The sequence below is a fragment of the Nocardia sp. NPDC057663 genome, assembly GCF_042799895.1.
GTDB lineage: Bacteria > Actinomycetota > Actinomycetes > Mycobacteriales > Mycobacteriaceae > Nocardia.
Genome location: NZ_JBHVHX010000002.1, coordinates 401,682 through 414,879, shown reverse-complemented (window position 1 = coordinate 414,879; position 13,198 = coordinate 401,682). Strand labels below are relative to the sequence as shown.

Below are 13,198 nucleotides of genomic sequence, written 5' to 3'. Positions count from 1 at the left end.
TTCAGTGAATTCCTTCGGCGAGCGGCCCGAGCGCGAGAGCGGGCAGGAAGGTGAGCGCGACCAGGATCACCGTCACACCGACGACCATGCCGACGAACTGCGGCCGGTGCGTCGGCAGCGTGCCGATCGACGCGGGAGTGGTGCCCTGCTGGGCCAGCGAACCGGCCAGGGCCAGCACGAAGATGATCGGCAGGAACCGGCCGAACACCATGGCCAGGCCGAGCGCGGTGTTGAACCACTCGGTGTTGCCGGTGAGTCCGGCGAAGGCGGAACCGTTGTTGTTGGCCGCGGAGGTGAAGGCGTACAGGACTTCCGAGAGCCCGTGCGGGCCGCTGTTGAGCATGCTCGCCCGCTGGCCGGGCATGGCCATGGCGACGGCGGTGCCGATCAGCACGATCAGCGGGCTCACCAGGAAATAGGAAGCGGCCAGCTTGATTTCGCGCGGGGTGATCTTCTTACCGAGGTACTCGGGGGTGCGGCCGACCATCAGGCCCGCCACGAAGACCGTGATCACGGCGAGGATCAGCATGCCGTAGAGGCCGGAGCCGACACCGCCGGGCGCGACCTCGCCCAGCTGCATGTTGAACATCGTCATCAGGCCGCCGAGGCTGGTGTAGGAATCGTGGAACGAGTTCACCGCACCGGTCGAGGTGAGGGTCGTCGCGCCGGCGAAGGTGGCCGAATCGGCCACGCCGAAGCGGGTTTCCACGCCTTCCATGGACGCGCCGATCGCGGTCGGCACGGTGCCGTGATGCCGCAGCTGGAACAGGTTGGTCAGCGCGATGCTGGTCAGCGCGATCGTGCCCATCACCGCCACGATCGCGTAGCCCTGCAAGGTGTTGCCGACCATCCGGCCGAACGTGCGCGGCAGCGAGAAGGCGATCACCATCAGCAGGAAGATCTCCAGGAAGTTCGTCCAGGTGCTCGCGTTCTCGAACGGATGCGCGGAGTTGGCGTTGTAGAAGCCACCGCCGTTGGTGCCGAGTTCCTTGATGACCTCCTGGCTGGCGACGGGGCCGCCGGTCAGGGTCTGCTCGGCGCCGCCGATGGTCTGGGCGACCTGATCGTGCAGGTGGAAGTTCTGGATGACGCCACCGGCGATCAGCACGATCGCGAAGACGAACGCGATCGGCAGCAGGATCCGCAGGGTGCCGCGCACCAGATCCACCCAGAAGTTGCCGAGTTCACCGGTGTGGCGACGGGCGAACCCGCGCACCAGCGCCACCGCCACCGCCATGCCGACGGCCGCGGAGACGAAGTTCTGCACCGCCAGACCGGCCATCTGCACCAGGTGACCCTGGGTCGACTCACCGGAGTAGTTCTGCCAGTTGGTGTTGGTGACGAAGCTGACCGCGGTGTTCCAGGCCAGCGCCGGGGTCATCTCGGTGCCGGGGTCGTTCAGGTGCAGCGGCAGCGCGCCCTGCACCAGCTGGAAGAAGAACAGGAACAGGATGCCGACCGCCGAGAACGCCAGCACACTGCGGGCATAGACCGGCCAGGTCTGTTCGACTTCGGGTTCGGCGCCGATGGCACGGTAGATCAGCCGTTCGGCGCGGGAGTGCCTGTCGCTGCTGTAGACCCGGTACATGTAGTCGCCGAGCGGCACATGCACCAGGGCCAGCGTGATGACCAGGGCCGCGACGAACGCGATCCCCGCTGTTGTCGTGCTCACCTAGAACCTCTCGGGGAAGAGCAGCGCCGCGACCATGTACACGGCGACGAGGACGGCCAGAACCAGACCGACAAGGTTCGCGATCACAGCTTCTCCACCCCTCGCTGGATCAAGCCCAGCAGCGCGAAGATCGCCACGGTGAGCACCGTGAACACCACGACAGACATTTCCAACCTCCTTGCGCTTCGAGGTGAAGCGCCTAGGTGAGTGAAGCGCCGGATCAGGGCTCGGCGTGGTTTCCTTACGACTCCTTAGCGCCGGGTGGTACGGCCTTTGCGGAATGTTGACGCGACGCCCGGTAGCGAGTGTGAGGATGCCGTCAAGGCAGGGCCGATAGCCGTCAACACACCGTAAAGATCGAGATCAGGCGATATCCGCGCGGTTACAAAGGGTGCACCGGCCTGCGAAGAACGCCGCCGGTCCCTTGTTCACGGAAAGTGAGATCACGGTGTCTGTGGTGACCCTGGCGGTGATCTTCGGTTTCGTCGCATCGCTGCTGCTGATCCGGGTGCTGGGCCGGCTCGACACGTCACACGCGCCGATGGTGACCGTCGGTGTGTTGCCGGTGCGCCCGCAGGCTTCGGAGCATCGACACGCGATGATGAACAGGTGAAACGCGGACAGCTGCGCATCTACCTCGGTGCGGCGCCGGGCGTCGGCAAGACCTACGCCATGCTCGGCGAAGCGCATCGGCGGCTGGAACGCGGCCGCGATGTGGTCGCGGCCGTCGTGGAGACGCACGGCCGGAAGAAGACCGCCGACCTGCTGGAGGGCATCGAGCGGATTCCGACGAAACTGATCGAGTACCGGGGGACCGAGCTGCCCGAGCTCGACGTCGATGCCGTGCTGGCTCGCAGGCCCGCGGTGGTGCTCGTCGACGAGTTGGCGCATACGAACGCGCCGGGCAGTGTGCACGAGAAGCGCTGGCAGGACGTGGAGCAGTTGCTCGCCGCGGGCATCGATGTCATCTCGACGGTCAATGTGCAGCACCTCGAGAGCCTCAACGACGTGGTCCAGCAGATCACCGGTATCGAGCAGCGCGAGACGGTGCCCGACGCCGTCGTCCGCGCGGCCGATCAGGTGGAGCTCGTCGACCTCACGCCGGAGGCGTTGCGGCGCAGGCTCTCCCACGGCAACGTCTACGCCGCCGACAAGGTCGACGCGGCGCTGCGCAACTACTTCCGCCCCGGCAACCTGACCGCGCTGCGCGAGCTGGCACTGCTGTGGCTGGCCGACCAGGTCGACGCCGCGCTCGCCAAATACCGGGCCGACCACAAGATCACCGAGCTGTGGGAGGCCCGCGAGCGGGTGGTCGTCGCGGTGACCGGTGGGCCGGAATCGGAGACGGTCGTGCGCCGGGCCGGGCGGATCGCGTCGAAGTCCAGCGCGGATCTGGTCGTGGTGCACGTGGTGCGCGGCGACGGCCTCGCCGGGGTGTCGACCGAGCGGATGGCCAAGCTCCGCGAACTCGCCGCCGGTCTCGACGCGTCACTGCACACCGTCACCGGCGACGACGTACCCACCGCGCTGCTCGAGTTCGCGCGGGAAGTCAACGCCACGCAGCTGGTGCTCGGCACGTCGCGGCGTTCGCGGTGGGCCAGGATGATCGACGAGGGCATCGGGTCCACCGTGGTGCAGCGGTCCGGGAAGATCGACGTGCACATGGTGACCCACGAGGAAGCCAACCGGGGAGTGCGCAGGCACTGGCTGAGTCCGCGCCGCCCGGTCACCGCGTGGCTGGCCGCGATCGTCGTGCCGGTGCTGGTGAGCGTGATCTGCTGGGTGCTCCTTGACGGCTGGCTGAAACTGGGCGGGCTCAGCGCCATGTTCTTCGTCGGCGTCGTCGGGGTGGCGCTGTTCGGTGGCGTGGTGCCCGCCGGGCTGTCGGCGCTGCTGTCGGGGTTGCTGCTGAACTGGTACTTCACCGAGCCGCGCTACAGCTTCACCATCGCCGAGCCGGACAACTTCGTCACCGTGGTCGTGCTGCTGATTGTCGCCGTCGCCGTGGCCGCGCTGGTCGACGTGGCGGCCAAGCGGACGCTGCAGGCGCGCAAGGCCTCCCGCGAAGCGGAGCTGCTGACGATGTTCGCCGGTTCGGTGCTGCACGGCGCCGACCTGACGAACCTGCTCGAGCAGGTCCGCGAGACCTACGGGCAGCGCGCGGTGAGTGTGCAGTGCGGCGATCAGATCGTGGCCGCGGTGGGACCGAAGCCACCGATGCGGCCGTCCGAGGCCGAGACCGTCATCGAGGCGGGTGACGCGCAGAGCCACCTGCTGCTGGCCGGCCGGGCGATCAACTCCACCGACCGGCCGGTGCTCAACGCGGTCGCCAATCAGGCGGTCGGGCTGGTCCGGCAGGCCAGGCTGGCCGAGGAAGCCAGTGCGGCGGCGGCGCTGCTGGAAGCCGACCGGCTGCGCCGGGCGCTGCTGTCGGCGGTCAGCCACGATCTGCGCACCCCGCTGGCCGGTGCGAAAGCGGCCGTGTCCAGCCTGCGCAGCGACGACATCGAGTTCTCGCCGGAGGACACCGGCGAACTCCTGGAGGCGATCGAGGAGTCCGTCGACCAGCTGACGGCGCTGGTGGGCAATCTGCTCGACTCCTCGCGCCTCGCGGTCGGCGTCGTGACCCCGCAGCTGCGGCAGGTGTATATGGACGAGGCCGTGCATCGCGCGCTGGTCAGCGTCGGCATGGGCACCCGCGGCCTACGCCGGGCGGCGATGGACCGGGTGAAGGTCGAGGTCGGGGAGGTCTCCGTCCTCGCCGACCTCGGACTGCTCGAACGTGTGCTGGCCAATCTGATCGACAACGCCTTGCGTCACTCCGGCCGTGAGACTCCGGTCCGGGTCACCGCCGAACACGACGGCGACCGGGTCTCGATCGCTGTGGTCGACGTCGGGCCCGGTGTCCCCGCGGGCACCGAGGAGCAGCTGTTCGAACCCTTCCAGCGCCTCGGCGACCGCGACAACACCACCGGCGTCGGCCTCGGCCTGTCGGTGGTGCGCGGCTTCGTCGAAGCGATGGGCGGAACAGTGCATGCCGAACCCACCCCCGGCGGCGGCCTGACCATGCTGGTCGACCTGCCCGGATTTCGAGGAGAGTCTTCACTGTGAAGGATGACGCGGCCCCCGCTGTCAAAGTACTGGTGGTCGACGACGAGCCGCAGATCGTGCGCGCACTGCGGATCAACCTGTCGGTGCGCGGGTACGAGGTCATCACCGCGGGCAACGGGGCGGCCGCGTTGCGCGCCGCCGCCGAGAAGCATCCCGACGTGGTGATTCTCGATCTGGGCCTGCCGGATATGGACGGTATCGAGGTACTCGCCGGGTTGCGTGGCTGGACCTCGGCGCCGGTGCTGGTGCTCTCGGCGCGCACCGACTCGGCCGACAAGGTCGAAGCGCTCGACGCGGGCGCCGACGACTATGTCACCAAGCCGTTCGGCATGGACGAGCTGCTGGCCCGGCTGCGCGCCGCGGTCCGGCGCGGGGCGACCGATGTCGACAGCGTGGACCCGGTGGTGGTCACCGACTCGTTCACCGTCGACCTGGTCGCCAAGAAGGTCACCAAGCGGGGTGCGGCGGTGCACCTGACGCCCACCGAGTGGGGGATGCTCGAGATGCTGGTGCGCCATCGCGGAAAGCTGGTGGGGCGTAAGGAACTCCTGCGTGAGGTGTGGGGTCCCGCCTATGCCACCGAGACCCACTACCTGCGGGTCTATCTCGCGCAGTTGCGGCGCAAACTCGAGGACGACCCAGCGAATCCGCGGCACCTGCTGACCGAGGCGGGCATGGGGTACCGCTTCCAGGAGTGAACGTGCCGCGGGTCACTCCGGCGGAATGCCGCCCTGTGCGCAGGCGTTCCCAGGCGTGAATCGTCCTCGACGCGAATGGCAGGATCTAGGCATGGCTGAGCAGAACGCACCCGTGACCACCGCACCGACCGAACTGTGGGTCGAGCGCACCGGAACCAGGGCCTACACCGGGCGCAGCAATCGTGGCGCGGAGGTCCTGATCGCCTCGCAGGGCGTCGAGGGCGCGTTCACCCCCGGTGAGCTGCTGAAGATCGCCCTCGCCGCCTGCACCGGGCTCAGCTCGGACCTGCCGCTCTCGCGGCGCCTCGGCGACGACTTCGACGCCACGATCCGCGTCTCCGGCGACGCCGACCGGGAGAACGAGCTGTACCCGCAGCTCGACGAGGTCGTCGAACTGGATCTGTCCGAGCTGGACGAGGCCGCCCGGGAGCGACTACTGGTCACCGTGCAGCGCGCCGTCGACAAGGTGTGCACTGTGGGCCGCACACTCAAGTCGGGCACCAAGGTGACGTTGAACTTCGACATCGACGGATGAGCGGGCAGCGCTGGGGGTGGCAGCGCAGCGTCACCGCGCCGGGCCCCCGCTCCGGCAGAGGGGATGCAGCATGAGCGAGACGCCGGTGCGGTTGAGCGCCTGGGTGCACGGGATGGTGCAGGGGGTGGGTTTCCGCTGGTGGACCCGCTCGCGCGCACTGGAACTCGGGCTCACCGGCTACGCGCGCAACCACAGTGACGGCCGGGTGCATGTCGTCGCCGAAGGGCAGCGAACCGCGGGCGAGAAGCTGCTGGAACTGCTACGGTCCGGCCATGCACCTGGCCGGGTCGACCTGGTTGTGGAAAGCTGGGAGCCCGCGCGGGGCGATATGACGGGATTCGAGGAGCGCTAGTGGTGACTTCGGGGGCTAGGGGGCGGCAGCGGTGAGCACACAGAACCCTGGTCCGCCCGATCAACCTGGTGAGCCCCCGAACGGTGGCTCCGGGCAGTCGCCGTGGCAGCCACCGGATCCCGGTGCGGGCTGGCCGCCGATGCCGCAGCAACCGCCCGCCGCGCCGGAACCCGCGGGTGAGCCCCCGCGGCCGGGCCGGATGGCCAGGCAGGAACCCGGCGTCACCCAGCCGCGCCCGCCGACGGTCGGCGAGGCACGGGCCCGCGACAAGGCGCGCAAGCAGGCCGAGCAGGCCCAGCGCGCGGCGGCCGAGGCCGCGGAAGCCAAGCGGCGCACCAGGAAACGCGTGATGATCGGCGGTGTCGCCGTGGTCGGTGTCGCCGCGCTGGTCGGCGGTGGCTACCTGGCCTACCGGGCGATCTCCGCGCCGGACCAGGTGACCGCCTCGTGCGTGCAGATCGACCAGAACGGCAACGAAGTCGTCGTCCCGGACGACAAATGCGGCGATGGCAAGACCAACTTCCGCAGCGACACCAGTCATGGTGGCGGTGGCAGCCTGATCCTGCTCGGCTGGCCGCAGTACCGGTACCACTACGGTGGCACGCCCACCATCGGCAAGCCGCCGGTCGGCGGCAGTTCGGTGAAGCCGCGCAACGCGACCATCACCACCAAGAGCGGCACCACGATCCAGCGCGGCGGGCTCGGCAGCAAGTCGACCGGCGGGAGCGGGTCCTAGTGCGCCGGGTGGCGAGTACGCCGCGACCGGGCTGGCAGCAGATCATCGAGAGTCAGGGCCTGGTCTACGGCGCGCCCGGCCGCGATGCCAGCGGTCAGCCGCGCCCGTACTGGGACGAGTCGGTGCACTACGAGTTCTCGATGGACGAGATCCTCGCGCTGGAAGCCGATGTGGAACTGCTGCAGTCGATGTGCCTGCACGCGGCCGAGCACGTGGTGCTCACCGAGCGCTACGCCGATTTCGGTCTGCCGGAGTGGAGCTGGGCGCCGATCGCCGAATCCTGGCGCCGCAGTGACCCGTACGTGTACGGGCGCTTCGATCTGCGCTACGACGCGCGTCGTCCGGCCAAACTGCTCGAGTACAACGCCGACACCCCGACCTCGCTGCTCGAGGCCGCGATCATCCAGTGGCACTGGTTGCAGCAGGTGTATCCCGGTGGCGACCAATGGAATTCGCTGCACGAGAAGCTGGTGGAACGCTGGACCGAGCTGCGCAAGGTGCTGCCCGGCACCGAGCTGCACTTCACCTGGTCGGGCGCCGACGCGACCGGCGAGGACAACGTGACCACCGCCTACATGCAGGAGACGGCGGCCGAGGCGGGCTTCGACACGGTCGCGCTGCCGATCGAGGAGATCGGTTTCGACACCGAGCTGCACCGGTTCGTCGATCTGGCCGAGGCGCCGATCGAGGCGGCCTTCAAGCTGTATCCGTGGGAGTGGATCCTCGACGACGACTTCGGCAAGCGCGTGGTCGAGAGCCTGCCCGCCACCGCCTGGATCGAACCGCTGTGGACGACACTGCTCAGCAACAAGGCGCTGCTGGCCGTCCTCTGGGAGATGTACCCCGGCCACCCGAACCTGCTGCCCGCCTACCTCGACAGCCCGCACGAGCTCACCGAGTACATCCGCAAACCCAAGCTCGGCCGCGAGGGCGCCAATATGACCATCGTCGGTCCCGGCATGGAGACCGCGACCGGCGGCGTGTACGGCGCCGAGGGCTTCGTCTACCAATTGCTCGACCCGCTCCCGGAATTCGACGGCATGCGCCCGGTGCTCGGCGCCTGGGTCGTCGGCGACACGGCGGCGGGCCTCGGCATCCGCGAGACGGCAGGCCTGATCACCGATGACGGTGCCGCGTTCGTCCCGCACCGCATCGTCGACTGACCCGTGACCACCCACCATTGTTCGAAAGGACCACGATGACCGCCCTCGCCCTGGAATCGGGTTATTGGAGTGCGCTCGGTGAAGGCGTCGGCGCCATCATCCTGTACTGCCTGATCGGCCTGGTACTGATGCTGATCGGCTTCTTCGCCATCGACCTGACCACGCCCGGCAAGCTGCGCGACCTGGTCGTCGCGGGCAAGCCCAACGCGCTGATCGTGTCCGCGGCGGGCATGGTGAGCATGGCGTTCATCGTCGTGTTCGCCGTGCTGGCCACCGGCGGTGTCAACAAGCTGTCGGAAGGGCTGATCGCCGCGGTCGTGTACGGCCTGGTCGGCATCGTGGCGCAGGTGATCTCGGTGCGGGTGATCGAGAAGGTCACCGGCATCGACATCGGCCGCACGCTGCACGCCGAGACCTACACCCCCGAGGTGCTCGTGGTCGCCGCCGCGCACTTCGCGCTCGGTCTCGTAGTGGCCTTCGCCATCCTCTGACCCACCGCACGCGGGTTGACATTACACAGTGGAGGGTGGAGGCTGGAACCAATACTCCACTGTGGTTGGTGAACGAGAGGATGTCGGCATGGACATCACCCCCGGCACACGCGCGTCCGATGCCGAGCGCAACGCGATCGTCGCCCAGCTGGGCACCCACCTGGCCGACGGGCGCCTCGACCTGGCCGAATACGACCAGCGCGTCGCCAAGGTCTACGCGACCACCACGCGCGACGAACTCGCGGTCGTCCTGTCCGACCTGCCACCGCTGCCGAAACAGGCCACCGCACCCGCCGAGCGCCAACCCGGCAAGCGCATCCCGGTCTGGCAGCGCATCGAGGCGGGCAGCTGGCTCGGCGTCAGCGTGATCGTGCTGGTCATCTGGGGTCTGATCTCGCTCACCGCGGGGGAGCTCACGTACTTCTGGCCGATGTGGGTCATCGGCCCGTGGGGCGCGGTCCTGCTGTTCCGCGTGATCACCGGCTGGGAAGCTACCCCGGGCACCCAAACCCACCTTCGCCAGCTCCAGCGGCAGATGAAGCACAGAGAACCGCACCACCCACACAACCTGCACTGACGCCGGTCGCGAGCACGGAACGTCGGCTCGCGACCGATCAGCTACCCCTGCTCTCGTGAAAGTTTTGCCGCGTTTTCCGCTAGTCTCTCGTGAGCACATGGGTAACTCACCGGGTACCGGCTACCTGAGCGACCCCACCACCGCCGGCCGCGTGCCTTGTCCTCCCGCGCCCAGGTCTGGCCCGAATCGCGGAGAGGCGGCACAGCGTGCATTTGAAAAGCCTGACGTTGAAGGGGTTCAAGTCCTTCGCGTCCGCGACCACGCTGCGCTTCGAACCGGGGATTACCTGCGTCGTCGGGCCGAACGGGTCCGGTAAATCCAATGTCGTCGACGCCCTCACATGGGTCATGGGCGAGCAGGGTGCCAAGGCGTTGCGGGGCGGCAAGATGCAGGACGTCATCTTCGCCGGCACCACCGGGCGCGCGGCGCTCGGGCGCGCCGAGGTGACGCTGACGATCGACAATTCCGACGGCGCGCTGCCGATCGACTACGCCGAGGTGTCGATCACCCGGCGGATGTTCCGTGACGGCGCGGGCGAGTACGAGATCAACGGCAGCAGCTGCCGGCTGATGGATGTGCAGGAACTGCTGTCGGACTCCGGCATCGGGCGCGAGATGCACGTCATCGTCGGTCAGGGCCAGCTCTCGGCGATCCTGGAGTCCCGGCCGGAGGATCGGCGCGCGTTCGTCGAAGAGGCCGCGGGTGTGCTCAAGCACCGCAGGCGCAAGGAGAAGGCGGTCCGCAAGCTCGACGCGATGCAGGCCAACCTCGCCCGGCTCACCGACCTCACCACCGAGCTGCGCCGCCAGCTCAAGCCGCTGGGCAGGCAGGCCGAGGTGGCGCGGCGCGCGCAGACCGTGCAGGCCGACCTGCGCGACGCGCGGCTACGGCTGGCCGCCGACGACCTGGTCACCCGGCGCCACGAGCTGGAGTCCCAGCTCAGCAAGGAGGCCTACGCCCGCGAGCAGCAGATCACCGTGCAGTCCGCGCTCGACGCCGCCAATGCCGCACTCGCCCAGCAGGAGTTCCAGCTGTCGCGGCTGAGTCCCAGCGCCGAGGCGGCCGCGCAGACCTGGTTCCAGCTCTCGGCGCTGGCCGAGCGGGTCAATGCCACCATCCGCATCGCCGGTGACCGGGCCAGGCACCTGCACGCCGAGGCGCCCGTGGGGACCGGCCGCGATCCCGAACAGCTCGAAGCCGAGGCCGACCGGATCGAGGCCGAGGAAGCCGAACTGCGCTACGCGGTGGAGATGGCCGCCGAGACCCTCGAAGCTGCCAGGGAGGCCCTCGCCGATCGCGAATACGCCGCCAAGGCCGCCGAGCAGGCGCATCTGGCCGCCGTGCGTGCCATCGCCGACCGCCGCGAAGGCCTGGCCAGGCTCTCCGGCCAGGTCGAGAACCTGCGCACCAGGGCGCAATCGGTCGACGCCGAGATCGCCCGGCTGTCGGTCGCGATCGCCGACGCCCGCCACCGCGGGGAGGCCGCCCAGGTCGAATACGACTCGGTGCAGGACGAACTCGGCGAACTCGACGCGGGGGAGAAGGGGCTCGACGCCCAGCACGAACATGCCGTCGCGGCGCTGGAACTGGCCGACGAGCGTGTGCGCGAACTGCGTGAACAGGACCGCGAGGCAAGCAAGCTGGTCGCCCGGCTCGGCGCCCGCATCGAAGCGCTCGGAATGAACCTGGCCCGCAAGGACGGCGCGGCCTGGCTGCTCGAACACGGCGTGAGCGGTCTCGGTGACCGGTTGTCGGCGCAGTTGCGCGTCGAGGGTGGCTTCGAGGCCGCGGTCGCCGCGCTGCTCGGCCCGCTGGCCGACGCGATCACCGCCGACACCCCGACCGCCGCCGACGCGGCCGTGCGCGAACTGCGCTCCGGCGACGGCGGCCGGGTCGCCTTCGTCTTCGCCACCGCCGGGCTGGTCCCCGCCGAGCGTGGCGCCCTGCCCGCGGGCGCGCGCTGGCTCGCCGAGGTCATCGACGGCGCCGAGCAGGTGCGCCCAGCCCTCGCCGCGCTCACCGCCGGCGTGGTGGTCGTCGACGATCTGGCGACCGCGACCGAGCTCGTCGCGCTGCGCCCCGAACTGCGGGTGGTCACCCGCGACGGCGATCTGGCCGGTTCGGGCTGGATCGTCGGTGGTGCGGAGCGGATGCCGAGTCAGCTCGAGGTGCAGGCCGAGATCGACACCGCCACCGCCGAATTGGCGGCGGCGCAGCGCAGGGCCGAGGAACTGGAAGCGGCCCTGGCCGGTGCCCTGGCCGAGCAGACCGACCGGAAGGACGCCGCCGACCACGCGCTGCTGGCGCTGCACGAATCCGATCAGGCGCTCCTGGCGATCTACGACCGGCTGGCCCGCGTCGGCCAGACCGCTCGCGCGGCACAGACCGAGGGCGAGCGGCACGCCACCCAGCGCGCCGAGGCCGAATCCGCGCGGGAGAAGTCCCTGGCCACCCTGGCCGAACTCGAGGACCGCCTCCGGCACGCCGAGATGGAACACGACGGCGACGACGACAGCTACGGCGCCGCGAGCACCGAGACCGCAGGCCGGGAACGCGAGGAAGCCGCCGCCGCGCTCGCCGAGGCCCGGACCATGGAGGTCGAGGCCCGCCTGGCCGTGCGCACCGCCGAGGAACGCGCGGAATCGGTACGCGGCAAAGCGGATTCACTGCGCCGAGCCGCCCGTGCCGAACGCGAGGCCAGGGCCCGCGCCGAACGCGCGCAAGCCGCCCGCCGGCAGGCCGCCGCCGTCGCCGCGGCGGTCGCCGAATCGGGCGCGAAGATCGCGCACGAGCTCGAACGGGTCGTCGCCGCGGCGGCGGCGCGCCGGGACGAGCTGGTCCGGCGGCGCGGGGAATGTGCCGCCGCGCTGGAACAGGTGAAGGAACGGGCGCGGGCGCTGACCACCCAGCTGGCCCAGCTCACCGACGCCGTGCACCGCGACGAGGTCGCCAAAGCCCAAGCGGCCCTGCGCATCGAGCAGCTCGAGACCACCATCTCCGAACAGTTCGGCATCGCCCTGGCCGATCTCGTCGCCGAGTACGGACCCGATGTCCCGCTGCCGCCGTCGGCGCTGGAACTGCAGGAGTACGAGGACGCCAAGGAGCGCGGCGAACAGGTCAGCGCACCGCAGCCGATGCCCTACGACCGGGCCTCCCAGGAGCGCCGCGCCAAACGCGCCGAGAAGGACCTCACCACCCTCGGCAAGGTGAATCCGCTGGCGCTGGAAGAGTTCGCGGCGCTCGAGGAACGCTACAACTTCCTCGCCACCCAGCTCGAAGACGTCAAGAACGCGCGCAAGGACCTCCTCGATGTGGTCGCCGAGGTCGACGCCCGCATCCTGCAGGTGTTCACCGAGGCCTACGCCGACGTGGAACGCGAATTCGTCGGCGTCTTCGCCAAGCTGTTCCCCGGTGGCGAGGGCAGGCTGGTGCTCACCGATCCGACCGACATGCTCACCACCGGCATCGAGGTGGAGGCCAGGCCGCCGGGCAAGAAGGTCAAGCGACTGTCGCTGCTCTCCGGTGGCGAGAAGTCGCTGACCGCGGTCGCGTTGCTGGTCAGCATCTTCCGGGCCAGGCCGTCCCCGTTCTATGTGATGGACGAGGTCGAGGCGGCGCTGGACGACACCAACCTGCGCAGGCTCATCGGGCTGTTCGAGCAGCTGCGGGAGAAGAGCCAGCTGATCGTCATCACACACCAGAAGCCGACCATGGAGATCGCCGATGCCCTCTATGGCGTGAGCATGCGCGGTGACGGCATCACGCAGGTGATCTCGCAGCGGTTGAACCGGGCCGAGGTGTCCGACGCCGATCCGGTGGGCGCGCCCGCTTAGTAGTCCCACTGTGCGGGATTGTGAAACTGT

13 protein-coding genes are annotated in these 13,198 nt (G+C 69.4%); 10 read left to right on the top strand and 3 right to left on the bottom strand.

From position 1 onward, the window contains the following. Position 1 precedes the first annotated feature (1 nt). From kdpA to ACFVAV_RS06590, 3 genes are read right to left on the bottom strand one after another with little or no spacing between them, the layout of a single operon-like run. Positions 2-1,672, bottom strand: coding sequence for a potassium-transporting ATPase subunit KdpA (kdpA, locus tag ACFVAV_RS06600; protein ID WP_379031017.1), 1,671 nt, complete (start codon positions 1,670-1,672; stop codon positions 2-4). Beyond that, on the bottom strand, positions 1,673-1,759 hold the full coding sequence (locus ACFVAV_RS06595; protein ID WP_218719288.1) for a potassium-transporting ATPase subunit F: 87 nt from the start codon (positions 1,757-1,759) through the stop codon (positions 1,673-1,675). It lies immediately after the preceding gene. Further along, positions 1,756-1,839: a potassium-transporting ATPase gene (locus ACFVAV_RS06590; protein WP_067449012.1), complete on the bottom strand. Its 84-nt coding sequence runs from the start codon at positions 1,837-1,839 to the stop codon at positions 1,756-1,758. Before ACFVAV_RS06590 ends, ACFVAV_RS06595 begins: the two co-directional genes overlap by 4 nt. 290 nt (positions 1,840-2,129) lie before the next feature. Between ACFVAV_RS06590 and ACFVAV_RS06585 the strand changes: the two genes are divergently transcribed. The 10 genes from ACFVAV_RS06585 to smc all read left to right on the top strand — a co-directional run bounded on the left by ACFVAV_RS06585 (position 2,130) and on the right by smc (position 13,168). Next, entirely contained in the window at positions 2,130-2,285 is a 156-nt protein-coding gene (locus ACFVAV_RS06585) for a hypothetical protein (RefSeq protein ID WP_379031013.1), read from the top strand. Further along, entirely contained in the window at positions 2,282-4,783 is a 2,502-nt protein-coding gene (locus ACFVAV_RS06580) for a DUF4118 domain-containing protein (protein ID WP_379031010.1), read from the top strand. The genes ACFVAV_RS06585 and ACFVAV_RS06580 overlap by 4 nt, the downstream gene beginning before the upstream one ends. Then, on the top strand, positions 4,780-5,481 hold the full coding sequence (locus ACFVAV_RS06575; RefSeq protein WP_379031007.1) for a response regulator: 702 nt from the start codon (positions 4,780-4,782) through the stop codon (positions 5,479-5,481). The genes ACFVAV_RS06580 and ACFVAV_RS06575 overlap by 4 nt, the downstream gene beginning before the upstream one ends. Before the next feature lie 91 nt (positions 5,482-5,572). Then, positions 5,573-6,016 (top strand): OsmC family protein, encoded by a 444-nt coding sequence (locus ACFVAV_RS06570; RefSeq protein WP_379031004.1) that lies wholly within the window; start codon positions 5,573-5,575, stop codon positions 6,014-6,016. Positions 6,017-6,086: 70 nt separating this feature from the next. Then, positions 6,087-6,368 carry an acylphosphatase gene (locus tag ACFVAV_RS06565; protein WP_379031001.1) on the top strand — a complete coding sequence of 94 codons (282 nt, stop codon included), beginning with the start codon at positions 6,087-6,089 and terminating at the stop codon, positions 6,366-6,368. Between the two features lie 31 nt (positions 6,369-6,399). Then, positions 6,400-7,104 (top strand): hypothetical protein, encoded by a 705-nt coding sequence (locus ACFVAV_RS06560; RefSeq protein WP_379030998.1) that lies wholly within the window; start codon positions 6,400-6,402, stop codon positions 7,102-7,104. Continuing rightward, positions 7,104-8,267, top strand: coding sequence for a glutathionylspermidine synthase family protein (locus tag ACFVAV_RS06555; protein WP_379030995.1), 1,164 nt, complete (start codon positions 7,104-7,106; stop codon positions 8,265-8,267). Before ACFVAV_RS06560 ends, ACFVAV_RS06555 begins: the two co-directional genes overlap by 1 nt. A gap of 35 nt (positions 8,268-8,302) precedes the next feature. Further along, positions 8,303-8,758, top strand: a complete 456-nt coding sequence (locus tag ACFVAV_RS06550; protein WP_379030992.1) for a DUF350 domain-containing protein — start codon at positions 8,303-8,305, stop codon at positions 8,756-8,758. Between the two features lie 88 nt (positions 8,759-8,846). Continuing rightward, on the top strand, positions 8,847-9,335 hold the full coding sequence (locus ACFVAV_RS06545) for a DUF1707 domain-containing protein (RefSeq protein ID WP_379030989.1): 489 nt from the start codon (positions 8,847-8,849) through the stop codon (positions 9,333-9,335). A 206-nt stretch (positions 9,336-9,541) separates the two neighbouring features. Then, positions 9,542-13,168, top strand: coding sequence for a chromosome segregation protein SMC (smc, locus tag ACFVAV_RS06540; RefSeq protein ID WP_379030986.1), 3,627 nt, complete (start codon positions 9,542-9,544; stop codon positions 13,166-13,168). Positions 13,169-13,198: the final 30 nt, after the last annotated feature.